This window comes from Microbacterium sp. CGR1 (genome assembly GCF_001266755.1).
Taxonomy (GTDB): Bacteria; Actinomycetota; Actinomycetes; order Actinomycetales; family Microbacteriaceae; genus Microbacterium.
In genome coordinates this window covers 644,963-665,203 of the sequence record NZ_CP012299.1, presented here as the reverse complement: position 1 = coordinate 665,203, position 20,241 = coordinate 644,963, and the positions used below count along the sequence as shown (strand labels likewise).

At 67.2% G+C, this 20,241-nt stretch carries 17 protein-coding genes; 10 read left to right on the top strand and 7 right to left on the bottom strand.

Features of this window, described 5'->3' with window-relative positions; all coding sequences use genetic code 11:
• The first annotated feature begins 56 nt into the window (after positions 1-56).
• A complete protein-coding gene (locus AKG07_RS03095) occupies positions 57-1,208 on the top strand; it encodes a glutamate--cysteine ligase (protein ID WP_053099095.1) in 1,152 nt (383 codons plus the stop codon).
• 2 nt (positions 1,209-1,210) lie between these two features.
• Here the strand turns inward: AKG07_RS03095 and AKG07_RS03090 are convergent, their stop codons facing one another.
• Positions 1,211-2,182 (bottom strand): sugar-binding transcriptional regulator, encoded by a 972-nt coding sequence (locus AKG07_RS03090; RefSeq protein ID WP_053099094.1) that lies wholly within the window; start codon positions 2,180-2,182, stop codon positions 1,211-1,213.
• Positions 2,183-2,282: 100 nt separating this feature from the next.
• Between AKG07_RS03090 and AKG07_RS03085 the strand changes: the two genes are divergently transcribed.
• The 3 genes from AKG07_RS03085 (at position 2,283) to glpK (ending at position 6,381) form a co-directional block, all read left to right on the top strand.
• On the top strand, positions 2,283-3,992 hold the full coding sequence (locus AKG07_RS03085) for a glycerol-3-phosphate dehydrogenase/oxidase (protein WP_053095938.1): 1,710 nt from the start codon (positions 2,283-2,285) through the stop codon (positions 3,990-3,992).
• Positions 3,993-4,084: 92 nt separating this feature from the next.
• Positions 4,085-4,837 (top strand): MIP/aquaporin family protein, encoded by a 753-nt coding sequence (locus tag AKG07_RS03080; protein ID WP_053095936.1) that lies wholly within the window; start codon positions 4,085-4,087, stop codon positions 4,835-4,837.
• A 29-nt stretch (positions 4,838-4,866) separates the two neighbouring features.
• Positions 4,867-6,381 (top strand): glycerol kinase GlpK, encoded by a 1,515-nt coding sequence (glpK, locus tag AKG07_RS03075; protein WP_053095934.1) that lies wholly within the window; start codon positions 4,867-4,869, stop codon positions 6,379-6,381.
• A 2-nt stretch (positions 6,382-6,383) separates the two neighbouring features.
• On the opposite strand, the gene AKG07_RS03070 is transcribed toward glpK, so the two are convergent.
• On the bottom strand, positions 6,384-7,319 hold the full coding sequence (locus AKG07_RS03070) for a LysR family transcriptional regulator (RefSeq protein WP_053095933.1): 936 nt from the start codon (positions 7,317-7,319) through the stop codon (positions 6,384-6,386).
• Positions 7,320-7,397: 78 nt separating this feature from the next.
• On the opposite strand from AKG07_RS03070, the gene AKG07_RS03065 reads away from it, so the two are divergent.
• Positions 7,398-8,306, top strand: coding sequence for an EamA family transporter (locus tag AKG07_RS03065; RefSeq protein WP_053095930.1), 909 nt, complete (start codon positions 7,398-7,400; stop codon positions 8,304-8,306).
• Between the two features lie 9 nt (positions 8,307-8,315).
• Here the strand turns inward: AKG07_RS03065 and ffh are convergent, their stop codons facing one another.
• Positions 8,316-9,869 carry a signal recognition particle protein gene (gene ffh, locus AKG07_RS03060; protein ID WP_053095928.1) on the bottom strand — a complete coding sequence of 518 codons (1,554 nt, stop codon included), beginning with the start codon at positions 9,867-9,869 and terminating at the stop codon, positions 8,316-8,318.
• A 13-nt stretch (positions 9,870-9,882) separates the two neighbouring features.
• Positions 9,883-10,503 carry a TetR/AcrR family transcriptional regulator gene (locus AKG07_RS03055; RefSeq protein ID WP_053095926.1) on the bottom strand — a complete coding sequence of 207 codons (621 nt, stop codon included), beginning with the start codon at positions 10,501-10,503 and terminating at the stop codon, positions 9,883-9,885.
• A gap of 93 nt (positions 10,504-10,596) precedes the next feature.
• Between AKG07_RS03055 and lipB the strand changes: the two genes are divergently transcribed.
• Both lipB and lipA read left to right on the top strand, forming a co-directional pair.
• On the top strand, positions 10,597-11,250 hold the full coding sequence (lipB, locus tag AKG07_RS03050; protein WP_053095925.1) for a lipoyl(octanoyl) transferase LipB: 654 nt from the start codon (positions 10,597-10,599) through the stop codon (positions 11,248-11,250).
• Positions 11,247-12,236 (top strand): lipoyl synthase, encoded by a 990-nt coding sequence (lipA, locus tag AKG07_RS03045; protein ID WP_053095923.1) that lies wholly within the window; start codon positions 11,247-11,249, stop codon positions 12,234-12,236. The genes lipB and lipA overlap by 4 nt, the downstream gene beginning before the upstream one ends.
• A gap of 16 nt (positions 12,237-12,252) precedes the next feature.
• On the opposite strand, the gene AKG07_RS03040 is transcribed toward lipA, so the two are convergent.
• Genes AKG07_RS03040 through smc form a run of 3 tightly spaced genes read right to left on the bottom strand, consistent with a single transcriptional unit; the run spans position 12,253 to position 17,234 of the window.
• The gene (locus AKG07_RS03040; protein ID WP_053095921.1) at positions 12,253-12,753 is read right to left on the bottom strand and encodes a DUF2004 domain-containing protein; all 501 of its coding nucleotides are present in this window, start codon (positions 12,751-12,753) and stop codon (positions 12,253-12,255) included.
• A 44-nt stretch (positions 12,754-12,797) separates the two neighbouring features.
• On the bottom strand, positions 12,798-13,670 hold the full coding sequence (gene ftsY / locus AKG07_RS03035) for a signal recognition particle-docking protein FtsY (protein ID WP_053095919.1): 873 nt from the start codon (positions 13,668-13,670) through the stop codon (positions 12,798-12,800).
• 24 nt (positions 13,671-13,694) lie between these two features.
• Positions 13,695-17,234, bottom strand: a complete 3,540-nt coding sequence (gene smc / locus AKG07_RS03030; protein ID WP_053095917.1) for a chromosome segregation protein SMC — start codon at positions 17,232-17,234, stop codon at positions 13,695-13,697.
• Positions 17,235-17,777: 543 nt separating this feature from the next.
• On the opposite strand from smc, the gene AKG07_RS03025 reads away from it, so the two are divergent.
• From AKG07_RS03025 to AKG07_RS03015, 3 genes are read left to right on the top strand one after another with little or no spacing between them, the layout of a single operon-like run.
• The gene (locus tag AKG07_RS03025; RefSeq protein ID WP_053095916.1) at positions 17,778-18,056 is read left to right on the top strand and encodes a hypothetical protein; all 279 of its coding nucleotides are present in this window, start codon (positions 17,778-17,780) and stop codon (positions 18,054-18,056) included.
• A gap of 13 nt (positions 18,057-18,069) precedes the next feature.
• Positions 18,070-19,158: a GNAT family N-acetyltransferase gene (locus AKG07_RS03020; protein ID WP_053095914.1), complete on the top strand. Its 1,089-nt coding sequence runs from the start codon at positions 18,070-18,072 to the stop codon at positions 19,156-19,158.
• Positions 19,155-20,234, top strand: a complete 1,080-nt coding sequence (locus AKG07_RS03015) for a GNAT family N-acetyltransferase (RefSeq protein WP_053095912.1) — start codon at positions 19,155-19,157, stop codon at positions 20,232-20,234. The genes AKG07_RS03020 and AKG07_RS03015 overlap by 4 nt, the downstream gene beginning before the upstream one ends.
• The last annotated feature ends 7 nt before the right edge of the window (positions 20,235-20,241 follow it).

The window sequence follows — 20,241 nt, the reverse complement described above, 5'->3', positions numbered from 1 at the left end:
AAACGCGGCGACACGACGGTTGCCGTGTCGCCGACAGCGCGTGTCAGACTGTGCTCGTGAAGCTCGATTTCGCGCCATCGGCCCGGTCCACCGTCGGTCTCGAGTGGGAGATCATGCTCGCCGATCCGGTGAGCGGTGATCTCGTCGGCCGCGCCCCCGAGCTGCTGTCGGCACTCGAGGATGAGAGTGCAGAAGAACGGCACACCGTGACGGGCGAGCTCCTCACCAACACGATCGAGGTCACCAGCGGCATCGGCGATTCCGTGGCCCATGCCGTGGACGACATCGCCAACGCGATCACCGCTGTTCGTGCGGCGACGGATCCGGCCGGCATCGAGCTGCTCTCAGCCGGCAGTCACCCGTTCGCGCAGTGGTACCACCAGGAAGTGACCGACAAGACGCGCTACCACACCCTGATCGAGCGCACTCAGTGGTGGGGTCGGAACATGATGATCTGGGGGATCCACGTCCACATCGGCGTGGAGGATCAGCGCAAGGTCATCCCGATCATCAACGCCCTCGCCGCTTATCTCCCGCATCTGCAGGCTCTCTCCGCCTCGAGTCCGTTCTGGGCCGGTGAGCGCACCGGGTACGCTTCGAACCGTGCTCTGGTGTTCCAGCAGCTGCCCACTGCGGGGCTCCCGTGGCCGCTGCAGGACTGGTCGGAGTACGAGGCCTACCTCGACGACATGGTGCGCACCGGTGTGATGGCGGACGCCACCGAAGTGCGCTGGGACATCCGGCCCGCACCGCGGTGGGGGACGATCGAGGTGCGGGCATGCGACGGGCTCTCCACGCTGCCGGAGCTCGCGGCGGTGGCCGCGCTCGTGCAGGTCCTGGTCGAGCATCTCTCGCGTCAGATGGACGAGGGACTCCCCCTCGCGCAGATGCCTGCCTGGTACCACCGGGAGAACAAGTGGCGCGCCGCGCGCTACGGCTTGGACGCGCGGGTGATCGTCGACGCCGCCGGAACCCAGCGTCCCGTGCGGGAGCATCTTGCGGAGGTGCTCGAGGAGCTCGCCCCGGTCGCGGTCGAACTCGGCTGCGTGCGTGAGTTCGGCAGCATCGAGACGATCCTCACGGACGGCGCGAGCTACGAGCGTCAGCTGACGATCGCGAACGCGACGGGCGGCGACCTCGGTGCAGTCGTCCAGCATCTGATACGAGAGTTCCGCTCCGGCCCGGAATCCTCGACCGACGAGCCGTAGGGTCAGTCCTCGACGAGCCTGCGCGCGAGTCCTTCATCGAGCACCACGTCCGTGATGAGGTCGGCGGCGATGGCGGCGCGGAGGCTGGCGAGCTTCGGAACACCGGACACCACGCACACGCGTCGGGGCACCCGCCGCAGCCGGTCGAGACCCGGACCCGTCGCCCGTGCGTTGACACGGATGTCCCTCCAGGATCCGTCCGCGCGGAAGAAGACCGTGGCCACGTCGCCGATCGCATGGTCCTCCCGGAGGCTCCGGTAGTCATCGCGACCGAGATAGCCGCCGACGTACACGCGACTGGGGACCTCCGCGGCCGGAGAGCCGAGACTGAACACGGCGATGTCCATCTTCGACTGCAGGTCGAGCACCCGCAGAGTGCTCCGCTCTCGCCACATCGCCTCGCGCGTCGAGGGATCGTCGAAGAACGCGGGCACGGGGAACTGCTGCACCTGCGCACCGAACGCGCTGCCGAAGCGCTGGAGGATGTCGCTCGAGTACTCGACCCCGCTGGTCTGCGTGTTCCCGGCACCGTTCAACTGCACGAACGTCGTGTTGTGCGTCTCCTTCTGCGTGAGACCACGACTGACCGCGCTGATCGTGGATCCCCACGCGACACCCACGATCATGTTCGAGTCGACGAACTGCGACAGCAGTCGCCCTGCGGTCAGGGCCACCCGCTCGAGCCTCTCGACCTCGCTGACGATCTCGGGGATGGGCACGACGTGGGCCACGAGGCGATGCCTGTCCCGGATGCGCTGCTCCAGCATGCCGAGTCGCTCGAGAGGCGAATTGATGCGTATGTCCACGAGTCCGCTCTCGCGGGCGAAGCTGAGCAGGCGAGACACCGATGATCGCGAGGTCTTCAGCTCCTGCGCGATCACCTCCATGGTCTTGTCCTGCATGTAGTAGAGCTGTGCCGCGGTGAGCGCGGCGATCAGCTTGGAATCGCGCGATCCCGCGTCAGACTGGCGCATGACGACCTCCTCGAGTCGATCTTTGCACATATGTGCAACGGGCTTGCGCGTGGTGGGCGATCAGGTCGAAGCTGGGAGCACGCACAGAGAAGGGTCGAAGATGATCGAGTCGACACACTCATCACCGGAACGCGCGGCAGTCCGCGCCGTCCGTGAGTCCGGACGCACGAGCGTCCTTGTCATCGGAGCCGGGATCAACGGGATCTCCGCGTTCCGTGATCTGGCGCTGCAGGGCGTCGACGTACTGCTCGTCGAGCGAGGCGACTTCGCCTCCGGCGCGTCGGCGGCGTCGAGCCACATGATCCACGGCGGCATCCGCTATCTCGAGAACGGCGAGTTCCGACTCGTGCGCGAATCGGTCGAAGAGCGCAACGGTCTGCTGAAGATCGCCCCGCACTACGTCAAGCCGCTCGAGACGACGATCCCCATCTACTCGACCTTCTCCGGCATCCTGTCCGCTCCCCTGCGCTTCCTCACGCACAAGAGCGGCAAGCCCCAGGAGCGTGGAGCGTTCCTGATCAAGGTCGGACTGACGATCTACGACACGTTCTCCCGCGACGGCGGCATGGTGCCCCGTCACCGGTTCCTGGGTCGCAAGCGCTCGCTCGCCGAGCTCCCCTCGCTCGACCCGAACATCAAGTACACGGCCACCTACTACGACGCGTCGATGCACGACCCGGAGCGCCTCGCGCTCGACGTCCTGCAGGACGGACGCGCCGCACACCCCGGCGCCGTCGCACTGAACTACGTCGAGGCGATCGCGCGGGACGGCGAGAAGGTCGTCCTCCGCGATCGTGAGAGCGGGACCGAGTTCACCGTGACCGCCGATGTCGTCGTGAACGCATCCGGTCCGTGGACCGATCTCACCAACGACGCGCTGGGCAACGACACGCGTTTCATGGGCGGCACCAAGGGATCCCACATCGTCCTCGACCACCCCGAGCTCCTCGAGGCGACGCGCGGACGCGAGATCTTCTTCGAGCACTCCGACGGTCGCATCGTCCTGATCTACCCGCTCAAGGGTCGCGTTCTCGTGGGAACGACTGACATCGATGCAGACCCCCGCGAGGTACCGGTGTGCACCGAGGAGGAGATCGACTACTTCTTCGACCTCATCCACCACGTCTTCCCGACGATCGACGTGACCCGCGAGCAGATCGTCTTCAACTTCTCGGGGATCCGTCCGCTCCCCCGGCACGAGGACACCGCACCGGGATTCGTCTCTCGCGACTATCGCATCGAAGTCGACGAGAAGGGTGCCGCCCCTCTCGTGAGCCTCGTCGGAGGCAAGTGGACCACCTTCCGAGCCCTCGGCGAATCGCTCTCCGACGTGGTGCTCGGTCTGATCGGTCGCACCCGCACCGTGTCCACCGCCGGACGCGCCATCGGCGGAGGCCGTGACTTCCCGCGCACCGAGAAGGCACGTCGCATCTGGATCCAGGAGAACCTGCCCGGAGCCGGCGATCGCGCCGAGCGTCTTCTCGCCCGATACGGAACCCGCGCCGCGCAGGTCTGGGAGTTCATCGAGCAGGGAGACGACGCGCCTCTGGTCGGCGGCGACCTCTCGACGCGTGAGCTGGCATGGATGGTCGAGAACGAGATGGTCGCGCGACTGCAGGACGTCGTTCTGCGCCGCACCAGCATCGCTTTCACCGGCAACGCCGACGCGGATGTGCTCGAAGAGCTTGCAGACGCGCTGTCTCCTCTGCTCGACTGGGATCGCGCACGGCACGATGCCGAACTCGAGCAGACGCGGGCGCTGCTGAACGAACGCCATGGACTCCAGATCTCGTCACGCGCACGCGGCTGACGAGACATCCGAACACCGCCCTCCACGCGGTGTAATTCCCAACAAGTGCCAGGGCTAAGGGGCCCTGGCACTCAAGAAAGGTCAATGAAGACATGACTGAAGTGAATCTCGGTCTCTACTTCCTCTCGGAGTTCGTCGGCACAGCGCTGCTGATCCTCCTCGGATGTGGTGTGGTCGCCAACGTCGCGCTAGCCAAGAACAAGGGCTTCGGCGGCGGTTTCCTGATGGTCAACTGGGGATGGGGTCTCGCGGTCTTCGTGGGTGTCCTCGCCTCCGCCTACTCCGGCGCCATCCTGAACCCTGCTGTCGGCATCGGCCTTCTCGTCGCAGGCAAGATCGACTTCTCTCAGTTCGCGGTCGCGACCGGTGCTGAGCTGCTCGGCGCGATCGTCGGTGCGATCCTCACCTGGCTGGCCTACAAGCAGCACTTCGACGAGGAGCCCGACCCCGCCAACAAGCTCGGCGTCTTCTCGACCGGTCCCGCGATCCGCTCGTACGGCTGGAACCTCGTCACCGAGGTCATCGGCACGTTCGTCCTCGTGTTCGCGGTCTTCGCGTTCGCTGACTACGGCGACATCGAGATCGGCGTCCCCGGAGGCCTCGGCCCGCTCAGCGCCCTTCCCGTCGCACTCGTCGTGGTCGCCATCGGTGCATCGCTCGGTGGACCGACCGGATACGCGATCAACCCGGCACGTGACCTCGGCCCCCGCATCGCCCACGCCATCCTCCCGATCAAGGGCAAGGGTTCCAGCGACTGGTCCTACTCGTGGGTCCCGGTCGTCGGTCCGCTCATCGGTGGTGTCCTCGCCGCCGTCGCTGCGCCGGTACTGCTCAACCTCGCCTGAACCCGAACCTGACTTCAAAGGAGAACACAATGGCCGACTACATCATCGCCATCGATCAGGGCACCACTTCCAGCCGCGCGATCATCTTCGACAAGAAGGGCAGCATCGTCGCGACCGGTCAGAAGGAGCACGAGCAGATCCTGCCCAAGGCAGGCTGGGTCGAGCACGACCCCGCTGAGATCTGGCGCAACGTGCAGGAGGTCATCGGACTCGCACTGAGTCGCGCCGACCTGACGCGCCACGACATCGCCGCGGTCGGAATCACGAACCAGCGCGAGACCGCTGTGGTCTGGGACAAGACCACCGGCAAGGCCGTCTACAACGCCATCGTCTGGCAGGACACCCGTACGCAGGAGATCGTCGACCGCCTCGCGGCCGACGGCGGGGTCGAGCGGTTCAAGCCCATCGTGGGCCTCCCCCTCGCCACCTACTTCTCCGGCACCAAGATCGCCTGGATCCTCGAGAACGTCGAGGGCGCTCGCGAGAAGGCGGATGCCGGCGACCTCGTCTTCGGCACGACGGACAGCTGGGTGCTCTGGAACCTCACCGGCGGTGTCGACGGCGGCGTTCACGTGACGGACGTCACCAACGCCTCGCGCACGATGTTCATGGATCTCGAGACGCTCGAGTGGCGCGACGACATCCTCGAGGCGTTCGGCGTTCCCCGCTCGATGATGCCCGAGATCCGCTCCTCCTCCGAGGTCTACGGCGCAGCCGAGGACTCGTCACTGCTGCGCGAGACGCCGATCGCCGGCATCCTCGGCGACCAGCAGGCCGCGACCTTCGGCCAGGCCGCATTCAACACGGGCGAGAGCAAGAACACCTACGGCACCGGGTGCTTCCTGATCTTCAACACGGGTGAGGAGATCGTCCACTCGAAGAACGGCCTGCTCACCACTGTCGGCTACAAGCTCGGCGACGGACCGACGCACTACGCGCTCGAGGGCTCGATCGCCGTCACCGGATCGCTGATCCAGTGGCTGCGCGACCAGCTCGGCATCATCGGCTCCGCTCCCGAGGTCGAAGAACTCGCGAAGCAGGTCGACGACAACGGCGGCGTGTACATCGTCCCGGCGTTCTCCGGTCTGTTCGCGCCCTACTGGCGTCCGGACGCCCGCGGCGCCATCGTGGGCCTCACCCGCTACGCGAACAAGAATCACATCGCTCGCGCAGCGCTCGAGGCGGTCGCATTCCAGACCCGCGACGTGCTCGACGCCGTCAACGCGGATGCCGGAGTCGACCTCACGGAACTCAAGGTCGACGGCGGGATGGTCGCGAACGACGCGCTCATGCAGTTCCAGGCCGATGTGCTCGGTGTGCCGGTCGTTCGCCCCGTCGTGGCGGAGACGACGGCGCTCGGCGCCGCTTACGCGGCCGGTCTCGCCGTCGGATTCTGGAACGGACTCGACGATCTCTCCGCCAACTGGCAGGAGGACCGCCGTTGGGAGCCCTCCATGGAAGACGGAGAGCGCGATCGCCAGCTGCGTCTGTGGCGCAAGGCCGTCAGCAAGTCGATGGACTGGGTCGACGAAGACGTGAAGTGACCTCAGATACCTGAGTGGGCGGGCCCGGAGGATTCCTCCGGGCCCGCTTCATCATTCCGGCGCGACGTCATCGACTCGACGACGCGGAGGAAGGCGGACGTGACGTTGCGCGGGGCGCGATCGTCCCAGGCGACGTACTGAACCCGTACGGGACCATCGACGAGATCGACCGCCGCGACGTCGAAGGACGACGTAGCGATCACCCCCGGTGCCAGCAGTGAGATCGCGAGCCCCTGGGAGACGAGACCCAATATCAGCTCAGACGAGTCCGCTTGGAAGGGCACGTCACGTGTGATGCCGGCTGCCGCGAAGGCAGCGTCCGCCTGGGCGCGGCCAGATGTGCCCGCGGGAAAGTCCGCGAAGACCTCATCCGCGAGGTCGGCGAGGCTGACGCCGACATGCCCGGAGATGCGGTGAGCAGGGGATGCCGCGACGACAAGGCGTTCGCGGGCGAGTGCACGAAATGCCACGCTCCGAGGCTCGACGCCCTCTCGCAGTCCCAGCAGAGCGACATCGAGGTCGCCGCGCCGAACGGCCTCCACCAGCGTGTCGCTGTTGCCGACCGTGAGCTCGACCGCGGCATCCGGATGAGCGGCGCGGAACCGTGCGATCGCTTGCGGGACAGGGACGGCGCTGCCCGTGGGGATGACACCGAGATGAAGGGTGCCCACGACGCGGCCGGCCGTGGCAGCCGCAGCGTCACGCGCATCGTGCGCTGCTCTGACCGCCCGATTCGCATGGACGAGGAATGCCTCACCCGCCTCGGTGGTGCGTACGCTGCGGCTCGATCGGACGAACAGCCGCTGCCCGAGTTCCCGCTCGAGAGCAGCTATCTGGTGGCTCAGCGCCGACTGCGTCACGAAGCAGCGCTCGGCGGCGCGCGTGAAACTGGCGGACGAAGCGACTTCGACGACGTATCTCAACTGCTGCAGATCCATGCATTCATGATCGCAGTTCATGTGTCAGGTGAGAACCATGCGTTGGACTCATGGCTGATGGGCATTCAGGCTGAAGGAATGAACCGCCTCGCCCTGCTGCTGCTCACCGCGCTGGCCCCTCTGTCGTGGGGCACCACCTACCTCGTGACGACGGAGTTGCTCCCGACCGGTCATCCCCTCTTCGCAGGACTCCTCCGCGCGCTTCCTGCGGGATTCGTCGCCATGTCGATCGGTCGCGCTCTGCCACGCGGAGCCTGGTGGCTGAGATCTCTCGCACTCGGAACCCTCAACATCGGCGCATTCTTCCCGCTCCTGTTCATCGCCGCGGAAAGGCTGCCCGGCGGAGTCGCCGCCGCCGTCGCGGGTGTCCAACCGCTGACCATCCTCGGACTGAGTGCTCTGCTGCTCGGAGACCGCATCCGCCCTGTCACGGCGATCACTGCCGCCGTGGGTGCCGGAGGCGTCGCTCTCGTCGTGCTCGGACCAGCAGCCCAGCTCGATGCCCTCGGCATCCTGGCGGCGCTCGGCGGGGTGACTGCGACCTCGGTGGGAATGATCCTCACCAAGCGCTGGGGGCGCCCGGCAGGCGTGGGGGCCGTCGCCTACGCGGGGTGGCAGCTGACTGCGGGCGGGCTGGTCCTGCTGCCCCTCGCCCTGCTGTTCGAAGGCACTCCCCCGACCGTCGACGGCGGAGCAGCGCTCGGGTACGTCTGGCTCGGATCGGTGGGAGGCCTGCTCGCCTACATACTGTGGTTTCGAGGCATCCAGCAGCTGCCGGTGATCGCACCCGGGCTGCTCGCTCTGCTCTCCCCCGTCGTGGCGACTCTGCTGGGCGCACTCGTCGCCGGCGAGAGGTTCACGACGGCTCAGGTCGTCGGTGTCGTTCTCGTCCTGGTCGCCCTCGTCGGAGGACAGCTGACCGCGCTCCGGCGACCCCGCCGGTCGTCACGTGTTCCGGAACCGGCGCTGCCCGCGCGCCGACTCTGAAGGGACGCCTCAGCTCTTGCCGAAGAGCTTCTGGATCTCCGCGAGGTCGGCTTCGCTCGGCGCCTTCGCGCCCCCGAGACCGAAACCCGAACCCGTCGGAGTCGACGTCGGAGCGAGGCCGGCGTTCTCGGCGGCGCGCTTGGCGGGGTTGCCGGAACGCGAACCGCCGGAGGACTTGCCCTTCTTGCCGCGCTTCGACGACGCGCCGGGCTTGCCCATGCCGGGCATCGACCCCATGCCCGGGATGTTCGGGGTGCCGCCGCGCGCGACGGTCTTCATCATCTTCGCGGCCTGATCGAAGCGCTGGACGAGCTGGTTGACATCCGTGACCGTCATTCCCGAACCGCGGGCGATACGCAGGCGACGCGAGCCGTTGAGGACCTTCGGATTGCGGCGCTCACCAGGAGTCATGGAGCGAATGATCGCCTCGGTGCGATCGATCTCGCGCTCGTCGAAGTCCTCGAGCTGCTGCTTCATCTGCCCCATGCCGGGAAGCATTCCCAGCATCTTCTTCATCGATCCCATCTTCTTCATCTGCTGAAGCTGGTCGAGGAAGTCTTCGAGTGTGAACTGCTCAGTCGCGAGCTTCTCGGCCATCTTGACCGCCTCTTCCTCATCGAAGGCCTGCTGGGCCTGCTCGATGAGGGTGAGGATGTCGCCGAGATCCAGGATCCGGCTGGCCATGCGATCGGGGTGGAACGGCTCGAGGTCTTCGAGGCGCTCACCGGTCGATGCGAAGATGATCGGTCGTCCGGTCACGGAGGCGACGGACAGCGCCGCACCACCGCGGGCATCTCCGTCGAGCTTCGACAGCACGACGCCGGTGAAGTCGACACCCTCCTGGAACGCACGAGCGGTGTTCACCGCATCCTGGCCGATCATGGCGTCGATGACGAAGAGAACCTCGTCGGGGTCGGTGGCCTTGCGGATGTCGGATGCCTGCTTCATGAGCTCGGCATCCACGCCCAGGCGTCCGGCGGTGTCGATGATGACCACGTCGTGCTGGTGACGTCGCGCATGCTCGACACCGTCACGCGAGACCTTGACCGGGTCGCCCACGCCGTTGCCCGGCTCGGGTGCGTATACGGTGGCACCGGCCTGCTCGGCGACCACCTGGAGCTGGTTCACGGCGTTCGGGCGCTGGAGGTCCGCCGCGACGAGCAGAGGAGTGTGTCCCTCCCCCTCGAGCTGCTTCGCGAGCTTGCCCGCGAACGTCGTCTTACCCGAACCCTGGAGTCCCGCGAGCATGATGACCGTCGGCGCGGTCTTGGCGAACTGGAGACGACGCTGCTCGCCTCCGAGGATCTGCACGAGCTCCTCGTTGACGATCTGCACGACCTGCTGGGCCGGGTTCAGTGCCTTGTTGACCTCGTCGCCGAGGGCACGTTCGCGCACCTTCGCGGTGAAGTCCTTGACGACCGTGAGCGCGACGTCGGCGTCGAGCAGCGCGCGCCGGATCTCGCGCACTGTGCCGTCGACGTCGGCCGCAGTGAGCTTTCCCTTCGTGCGAAGGTTGCGGAAGGTCTCGGTGAGCCGATCGGAGAGCGTGCCAAAGGTAGCCATGGTGACACCGAGTTTACGCGAATCCTGACCCGTTCTCCGCGCTCGCTGCCGCGGTCCACGGCAACCGCGCGATCGCGCGCACAGCGTCGGCGAATCGATCGCTGACCGAACCGCGACCTGCGCCGCTCTCGGCCCAGGCTCGCACCGCAGCGAGAACCGCGGCGGCCCACGTCGCTGCCGCGATGTCGGCGGTGAGCGCGGGGACGCCGGAGCGCCGGGCGAGATCGGCGAGAGTCGCAGCCAGGCGCGCCTGTCGCCGTGCGGCGTCCTGCTCGAGTTCGTCGTCGAGCCCCATCGCGGACGAGTTGTTGATCGCGAGTGCGAGGCTGTCGGGTGCGAAGTCGTCGACGAGAGCCGAGAGGATGCGTCTGACGTGCGCGCCGTCGCGATCTTCGTGCACCGCGACCAGATCTTCGACCGCACGACCGATGCGGTCGTCGAGACCGGACCAGAGCACGTCGCTCTTCGACGAGAAGTAGTTGAAGAAGCTCGAGCGGCTCACTCCGGCTCGCTGGGTGATGTCGGCGACCGAGGTGGCGTCGTACCCCTGCTCCAGGAACAGCTCGCAGGCAGCCTCGGCGAGAGTCTCCCGCGAAGACGCCTTCGGCCGCCCTGCTCGGCTCGTGCTGCTCATGTCAACACGCTACCGCGCGTCGCTGCGGCGCGCCGCCGTCAGTGCGGAGGAGTATTCTTAGACGCAATCCATTTATTGACGAGAGTGGTCTCCATGCTCGAGATACTGACGGCGGGTCTCGCCCCGACGTACGTCCCCTACACCGTGGGCTGGGATCTGCAGCGCAGCATCCATGCCGACGTCGTGTCCGGCACCCGTCCGGACACGCTCATCCTCCTCGAGCATGAGGCCGTGTACACCGCCGGCAAGCGGACCGAGCCGCAGGAGCGCCCCCACGACGGCACTCCGGTGATCGACGTCGACCGCGGCGGGAAGATCACCTGGCATGGCCCCGGCCAGCTCGTGGGATACCCGATCGTCCGACTGCCCGAGCCGATGGACGTCGTCGCTCACGTCCGCCGCCTCGAGCGCATCCTGATCGACGTGCTCCGTCCGCTCGGCGTCGACGGGTACCAGGTCGAGGGACGCAGCGGCGTATGGGTCCGCCGCCCGCTCTCGGAGGACAAGGTCGCGGCGATCGGGGTGCGTGTGCAGCAGGGCGTCACGATGCACGGCTTCGCGATCAACTGCGACAACACTCTCGCGGGCTTCGGCGGCATCATCCCGTGCGGGATCACCGACGCGGGCGTGACGACGGTGAGCGAGGTCGTCGGTGCTGACGTCTCCCCCGCCGACATCAGCGCCTCCGTGTCCGCCGCCTTCCTCGCCGAATACTCGACCGCCGACCGTGTAGGAGCCTCCAGATGACCGCCGCACCCGAGGGACGCAAGCTCCTCCGCCTCGAGATCCGCAACGCCGAGACGCCCATCGAGCGCAAGCCGGAATGGATCAAGACGAAGGCGAAGATGGGGCCCGAGTACACCGCACTCCACTCGCTGGTGAAGAGCGAGGACCTCCACACCGTGTGCCAGGAGGCGGGGTGTCCGAACATCTTCGAATGCTGGGAGGACCGAGAGGCGACCTTCCTCATCGGCGGGTCGCAGTGCACCCGTCGGTGCGACTTCTGCCAGATCGACACCGGCAAGCCCGACGCCTACGACACGGACGAGCCGCGCCGGGTCGCCGAGAGCGTCGTGCGGATGAACCTCCGCTATGCGACGGTCACCAGCGTCGCCCGCGACGACCTCCCGGACACCGGAGCCTGGCTGAATGCCGAGACCGTCCGGAAGATCCACGAGCTCAACCCGAACACCGGAGTAGAGCTGCTCGCCAACGAGCACAACGCCGATCCGGCCTTCCTCGGCCAGATCTTCGACGCACGCCCCGAGGTCTTCGCCCACAACGTCGAGACCGTGCCGCGCATCTTCAAGCGCATCCGCCCTGCATTCCGGTACGAGCGCTCGCTCGATGTGATCACCCAGGCACGCAACGCGGGACTGATCACCAAGTCCAACCTCATCCTCGGAATGGGCGAGGAACCGGAGGAGGTCGTCCAGGCGCTGAACGACCTGCACGACGCCGGCTGCGACATCATCACCATCACGCAGTATCTGCGGCCGTCTCCTCGTCACCTGCCTGTCGCACGCTGGGTCAAGCCGACGGAGTTCGTGGAGTTCAAGGAGGAGGCCGAGCGGATCGGCTTCCTCGGCGTGCTCGCAGGCCCCCTCGTGCGCTCGTCCTACCGCGCCGGCCGGCTGTGGGCGCAGTCGATGGTGTCGAAAGGACGCGAGATCCCGCCGCACCTGGCGCACATCGCCGAGAGTGCAGACCTCGGCTTCGCCCAAGCCGTCTGAACTGAGGCGGGAACGGTCAGTCCGCGCTCATCACGGATTGCACGCTGCCGTCGGAGCCGAGGTTCACGAGCAGGACGTCGTCGGTGGTGGTGGCGTCGAGCGCGTACTCCAACACGGCGAAGGGCTCGGACCCACCGTGCTCGTCGGCGAGGATCGTCATGCTCATGAGCCGGAGCGATCGGATGATGTCGACGGCGGCGTCACCGCTCACGTCGACGAGGACGTCTTCGAGCTCGTCACCATAGGCCTCCTGCTGCTGAAGGATGTACTCGGTGACCTCGCTCGTGCGATCGTCGACCTCCGCGAGCATGCCCCGCCGCGAGACCGCGTCGACGTTCTCGATCCCCGCGATGAGCGAAGCGGCGATGTCGAGCGCGTCGGCAGAGACATCGTCCTGGTCGGGAGCCGTGAGGTCGACGGTGACGCTCTGGTCACCGAGCTCCACCGTCTCGGACCAGAAGATCGAGCCGTCGGGCCCTGAGGACAGGAGTCCGAAGTAGTCGTGTTCGATCGCCATAACGCTATGAAACCAGCCTCGTGCTCGCGGCGGTAGTCCCGTCGTCAGCCGACGAGCGACTTGACGAAGACATGGGGGGTGAATCCGGTCAGATCATCGATGCCCTCGCCCTGCCCGAGGAGCTTGACGGGGATGCCGGTGCGCTCCTGCACGGCGAGGACGAAACCGCCCTTGGCCGATCCGTCGAGCTTGGTCAGGACGAGACCGGTGACGCCGGCATGCTGGAGGAAGGCCTCGGCCTGCATCACTCCGTTCTGCCCGGTCGTCGCGTCGAGCACGAGAAGGACCTCGCTGATCGGCGCCTGCTTCTCGATCACGCGACGGATCTTTCCCAGCTCATCCATCAGCCCGCCCTTGGTGTGCAGACGACCGGCCGTGTCGATGATCGCGATCTCGATGCCCTCACGCTGGGCGAACTCGATCGTCTGGTAGGCGACGGATGCCGGATCTTGGCCCTCCTGCTGGGGACGGACGATCGCCGCTCCCCCGCGCTGCGCCCAGGTGGCGAGCTGATCGACGGCCGCCGCACGGAACGTGTCGGCTGCGCCGACCACCACGCTGCGCTGGAACCCGCGGAGGAACTTGGTGAACTTGCCGATCGTCGTGGTCTTGCCGACTCCGTTGACGCCCACGACGAGCACGACCGCCGGTCGCTCGGTGAGCTTCAGGGTGGTGTCGAACTTGGCGAAGTGCTCCTCGAGCGTCTCGCGCAGCATCCGCTGGAGATCCTGCGGATCGGTCGTGCGGTAGCGCTCGACCTTCTCTCGAAGCTCCTCGACGACCCTCTCGCTGATGTCGGGACCGAAGTCAGCCGTGATGAGAGCGGTCTCGAGGTCCTCCCACGTCGTCTCGTCGATAGTGGGCTTGACGAACATCCCGCGCAGCGCGCGAGTGAGGGACCACGACTTCTCCGCCATGACTCCAGCCTACGGGTAGCGCCGTCAGACGGCGGCCGCGCGGTCGCCCACACGCTGCCCGACGACCGCAGAGACGCCGTCCTGACGCATCGACACACCGTAGAGAGCGTCCGCGATCTCCATAGTTCGCTTCTGGTGGGTGATGACGAGCAGCTGCGAGCTCTCGCGAAGCTGCTCGAACACGGTGAGCAGGCGGCCGAGATTGGCGTCGTCGAGCGCCGCCTCGACCTCGTCGAGGATGTAGAAGGGGCTCGGGCGCGCCTTGAAGATGGCGACGAGCAGCGCGACCGCGGCGAGGGAGCGTTCACCTCCCGAAAGCAGGGAGAGCCGCTCGATCTTCTTGCCGACCGGACGCACCGATACCTCGATGCCCGTGGTGAGCATGTTCTCGGGATCTGTGAGCGAGATGCTTCCGGATCCGCCGGGGAACAGCAGAGGGAAGACCTCTCCGAACGCGATCCTCGTGTCTTCGAACGCGCTCGCGAAGATCGTCTGCATCCGCTCGTCGAGATCGGCGATGATCGTGAGCAGATCCTGACGGGTCTGGGTCAGGTCGGCGAGCTGTTCGGTGAGGAATGCATGGCGCTGCTCGAGTGCCGCGAACTCCTCCAGCGCGAGCGGGTTCACGCGTCCGAGTTGAGCGAGCTTGCGCTCCGCATCAGCCAGTCGACGCTGCTGAATCCGTCGATCGAACGGGATCGCCGTGTCGAGCTGCTCGTCATCGGCGGGCTCCGCAGCGGGGTCCCGCGGAACGAGCTGGTCGGGACCATATTCCGCAACGAGAATATCTTCGTCGAGCGCGAGCTCCGACGCCACCCGCTCCAGGAGGCTGTTGAGGTGCAGCTTCTTCTCATGGATCTGCAGCTCGAGACCGTGGACGCTCTCGGTGAGGCCGGCCAACCTCTCCCGGAGCGAGGTCTCCTGCGCGCGCAGAGCCGTCAACTCCTGGTTCTGCGCCGATCGCGCCGACTCCGCCTCGGCCAGCGCGACGCGTGCCTCGGTGACGGACCGATCGATCGAATCGAGGATGCGCGGGAGCTCTAGCGCGACGCCGGATGCCGCCTCGCGCTGCGCACGGCGGATGACGGCCCGGCGCGCTGCCTCGGCAGCCGCGTCCCGCTCCTGCTCGCGCTGCCGCTCGAGACCGACGACCCGGGACTGGGCAGCGCGCACGCGCTCACGCAGCGTCTCGATCTCCAGGCGAGCCCTGACCTCGCCCTCGCGTGCGATCTCGAGCGCTTCGAGCAGTCCGTCACGCGCTGAGGCGTCGAGCACGGGCCGCGGCGCCGCGACAGCGGCGTCCCACTCGGCCTTTGCTGCCTCCGACGCGGCCTCGGCCTCCTGCACCGCGCTCTGCGCCTGCGCGAGCCCGTTCTCGAGTCGCTCGCACTCGGCGACCGCCGACTCGTGGGTGACCGTGATGCGGTTGACCTGCTCGGCGTGCGTCGCCAGCGCGGCATCGTGCTCGCGGAGCGCCCGGAGCGCGTCCTTCGCCAGACGACGGGATGTCTCGACGGACTCGTTCGCGTCCTCACGCGCCTCCCGCAGCGAGTCGACGATGACCTGCACTTCGGCCAGGCGGTCGTTCGCCGCGTCTCGTTCGGCGGCGAGCTCGAGGCGCGAGCGTTCGCCGCCGGAACCCGTGCGCAGAGTCTGAGCGGTGACGACGTCGCCGGCGGTGGTCACGATCGTGGTGGTGGTGTCGCCGGCGAGATCGAGTGACAGTCGCGCGGCACGCGCTGCGTCGAGGCTGTCTGCGATGACCACGTGCGACAGGATGCCGAGGACGCCGTCCGGCGCCGTGACCGTGTCGACCGCGCGGGTCACCCCATCGATGGCGGGCAGCTCGATCGACGGACGCGCGGAGTCGGCGATCACGAAATCGACCACTCCCCGTCGTTGCTCCGACGCGTCGCCGGCGAGGTCGAACGCATCGTCCGCGCCGTCGACGAGGACGCCTTCGGCGAGGGGACCCAGCACCGCCGCGACGGCAGCTTCGAATCCGTTCCTGACCTGCACCGAGTCGCCCACGAGTCCGCGTATCCCCGGACCGCCGGTCTTCACGATCTCCGCGGCTCCTCCGGAGATCGCGAGCGCGCTCCCGAGCGCCGCCGACTTCGCGGTGAGCGCGTCGACCTCGCGTTCCGCCGCGTGCAGCCGCTCACGGAGTGTCTCCCGCTCGGCTTCGGCCGCCGTCGCAGCCCGCTGCGCGCTCTCGTACGTTGCGGAATGCTCGGCTGCCGTGCCCTCAGGCGCCTCTGCATCGGCGATCGCCTCGAGGGCTTCCGCTGCGTCACGACGGCGCGCGTTCGCCGCCTCGAGAGCGTTCTCCTGTCGAAGAACCGCGCCCCGCACGGCAGCGAGAGCGGACGCGGCCGCATCGGCTGTGCCACGCAGCGAACTGATGCGCATGTCGTACGCCGACACCAGCGCGCTCTGTTCGGCGATGTCGACGTCGAGAGTGTCGAGTTCGGCGCGCGCGAGCATCACCTCGCGGCTCGCCACGGTCGCCGCTTCCTGGGCGTCACCGAGGCCCGCGGAGATCACGGTGATCTCATCTTTCGCCTCGTCGATCGTGCTCTGCGTGACCGTGACGGCGGTCACTGCCGCGTCATCGTCGTCCGAGCCGAGCAACGCGAGCCGCTGATTGGCCAGAGTGTAAAGCCCGCGCATCCGCTCCTGCACCTGCTCGAGACCGAAGGCGACGCTTCGCGCCTGATCCACCGCGGCCGAGTTCTGATCCTGCTCGAGCCGTGCGATGTTCGCCCGCACCGCCTCCGCCTGATCGGACAGCACCAGTCGTTCGGTATGTCTCTCGTTCTCCGTGCGCGTGTGATCGGCCAGGGCGGTGCGCAGCGCCACGACGTCGTCGGCGAAGATCCGGGCCTTGGCATCGCGGACGACCGCGGCGATCGTCTGCGCCTCTCGCGCGATCTCGGCCTGGCGTCCCAGCGGCTTCAGTTGACGGCGGATCTCACCCGCGAGGTCGCTCAATCGCGTGAGGTTGGTCTCCATCGCATCGAGCTTGCGAAGGGTCTTCTCCTTGCGCCGCCGATGCTTGAGGATGCCGGCGGCCTCTTCGATGAAGCCACGACGGTCTTCCGGCGATGCCTGGAGCACTGTGTCCAGCCGGCCCTGTCCGACGATGACGTGCATCTCGCGTCCCAGCCCCGAGTCGCTGAGGAGCTCCTGCAGATCGAGCAGGCGGCAGTTCTCTCCGTTGATCGCGTACTCGCTCGATCCGTTGCGGAACAGAGTCCGGCTGATCGTGACCTCGGCGAACTCGATCGGCAGTGCTCCGTCGCTGTTGTCGATCGTCAGCTGCACCTCGGCGCGGCCCAGCGGCCCCCGGGTCGAGGTGCCTGCGAAGATGACGTCTTCCATCTTGCCGCCGCGCAGCGTCTTGGCCCCTTGTTCGCCCATCACCCACGCGAGGGCGTCCACCACGTTGGACTTGCCTGACCCGTTGGGTCCGACGATGCAGGTGACACCCGGCTCGAAGACGAAGCTGGTCGGCTGCGCGAAGGACTTGAACCCCTTGAGGGTCAGGCTCTTCAGATGCATGCGCGTACCGCGTCTCGGGGGTGAATCACGCCCATACGCTACCGGAATGACGGCTCAGAACGGGCATCCCGCGCGGGTTCGCAGTGAACCGGAATTCCGCGCGACACGCCGATCCACGCCGGTCATGCTTGACGGACACGCCCGGGTTTCGCTACCGTAACCTCCGGATCGCCACACGAAAGGAGGTTACCGATGATCACTCAGCTCACTGCTCAGGCCACTGGCCTCGCCGCGCCATTCGCGCCGCGCTCTGCGCACTCGGTAACCGCCGGCGTCCGTCGAAGCGCTCTCTCGTAGAACCGCAGCCCGAGAACTCTGCCCCGAACCATCCACCGGTCTCCGACCTGTGACGGGGCTTCTCGCCCGCTCTACTCCGCGCTCCGCCCTCTGATCCTCTCCGGATCACGGCTCTCCGCCGATCCCGGTGCTCGCCTTCGGGCGCACCGGGCTCTCGACTCTCACCGCGCACCGCCGCCCTTCAACGAAGGCCCTGCGGCCGCGTTCGCCGCACCCATCACCACCATTCATCTCGAAGGAATCATCGTGAACACCACGCTGTACCGCAGCATCCCCCACCCTCCGGATACCGAGGACCAGCAGGTCCTCCACATCCCCGCACCCGATGAGCTGCGGCGCCTCGCGCTGGCAGATCGTCTCTCTCTCCGGATCGGCCTCTGGCTGCTCCAGAGGGCACAGCGCCCTCGCCCGGTACGTCGTATCGCCGCCGCCGAAGCGGATGCGCTGCGTCTCGATCGACGTGATCGCACGCCCGGCGAGACCTACGCCCTGCTCACCTACGACCTGCAGCGTCAGCTGCGCTGACCTGGAGATCGCCATGAGCATTCCGCTCACCCCTGATGCGTCGCTGCATCCGCTCGTGCTGCCGGCACGAGCGGATGCAGCTGACGCCGCCGAATTCCGCGAGCTCGCCCGCGTTCGCAACGCCGTCTACCGAGAGCTCACCGGACGCACCGAGCAGGATCTGACGCCAGAGGCGCTGCTTCCGATCCTGCGCTCTCGCAAAGAGCGCACGACTGCCGTGTGGGCGGTGCGCGTCGGAGGCGAGATCGTCGGGCGCACAGTCATCGACATTCCTCATGAGGAGGGGTCGCGTGTGGCGATCGCCGCGATCGAGATCCACCCCCGTGTCTGGGGTCAGGGGATCGGAACCGCGATCCTGCCGCACGTCGAGGCCTTCGCCCGTCTCCACGGCCGCGAGGTCATTCAGAACTGGTCGGAGCAGCCGGCCAGCGACGGACCCAGGCTGCAGGCGAAGACGGGCTTCGGCAGCGTTCCGGACGATCACGTCGCACGATTCCTCATCCGCCGTGGATTCACCCTCGAGCAGGTCTATCGGGTGAGCCGCCTCGCGGTCACCCAGGAGACGGTTCAGCGTGCCGAGGAGCTGCGCGAGGACGCGCGAGCGCTCTCACAGGACTATCGCGTGCTCCAGTGGATGCTTCCGACGCCACCGGAGCATGTCGACGGCTACGCATGGCTCAAGTCGCGCATGTCGACCGACGCCCCCTCGGCCGATCTCGAGACCGACGAGGAGGCCTGGGACGCAGAGCGTCTGGTCGCCACGGAGAAGAGAGTCGCGGAGATGGGCCAGATCATGCAGGTCACTGTCGCGCAGCACATCCCGACAGGCGAGCTCACCGCATTCACCGAACTCGGAATCGGTCCGGATCCCACCGCCACCACACACCAGCACGACACCCTGGTGCTCACCGAGCACCGCGGCCATCGTCTGGGGCAACTCGTGAAGTGCGAAGCGTTCCTGTCGTGGACAGGCATCGCTCCCGCGTCACGCGACGTGATCACTTACAACGCCGAGGAGAACCGGCCGATGCTCGCCATCAACGAGGCGATGGGATTCACCGCCGTCGCCTATGAAGGCGCGTGGAAGAAGGAGCTGTCATGACGACCAGCACACTGACGATCACACCTCTGGCCGTCCCCCGCGCGCTGGACGCCGAGGATGCCGCGGACTTCCGCGCATACGGAGAGCTCAACAGGCAGATCTGCGAGGAGCTGGTCGGTCTGCCCGACATCGCCCCCGATGCCGCGCAGATGCTCGCATCGTGGCAGGATCCCAGCGATACCCTGCAGACCGGGTTCGTCGCCAGGCTCGGAACCGAGATCGTCGGCATGATCACTCTCTCCTACGCTCAGGAGGCGGAGGCGAACGCCGCAGAGGCGGACCTCCTCGTGCCGGCGAGCCAATGGGGACGCGGTGTCGAAGACGCTCTCCTGTCGCTCGCCGAGTCGGAGGCGCGCGCACACGGCCGATCCCTGGTGCAGACCTGGACGCTGCACAGGCCCATGGAGTCGGACCGGATGATCACACCGCGAACAGGGTGGGGTCGCATTCCGGCGATTCCGCTGTCGGACGCTCTCGTCGCCCGCGGATACGAGTTCGAACAGGTCGAACGCAACAGCGAGCTCGATATGCGCTCCGACCCCGCCCCGCTGCGGGCCGCTCTGGAATCGGCGAAGACCGCCGCCGGCGACGACTACCGGGTGCTCCAGTGGATGGCGCCGACACCGCCCGAGTTCCGTGACGGGTACGCGGCGATCCTCGCTCGCCTGTCTACCGACGCCCCGAGCGGCGACATGGACTTCGTCGCCGAGGAGTGGGATGCGGAACGTGTCGTGCGCCGTGAGCGACGGCTCACGGGGGCCGGTCAGGCTCTGTCGATCGTCGCGGTGCAGCATGTGCCCAGCGGAGACATGGTGGCCTACAACGAGCTGCTCGTCGGGGCGGACCGCGCAGGAGTGACCCACCAGCTCGGCACTCTGGTGTCTCGCGAGCACCGCGGGCACCGTCTCGGCACGATCGTCAAGTGCGCGAATCTCCTCCGTTGGAGAGAGCTCATGCCGCTCACCCCGACAGTCTCGACGTTCAACGCAGAGGAGAACCGTCCCATGTTGAGCATCAACGAGGCGATCGGTTTCGCGCCTGTCTCCTATGCGGGAGCGTGGCAGAAGCGGATCTGATCGAGAT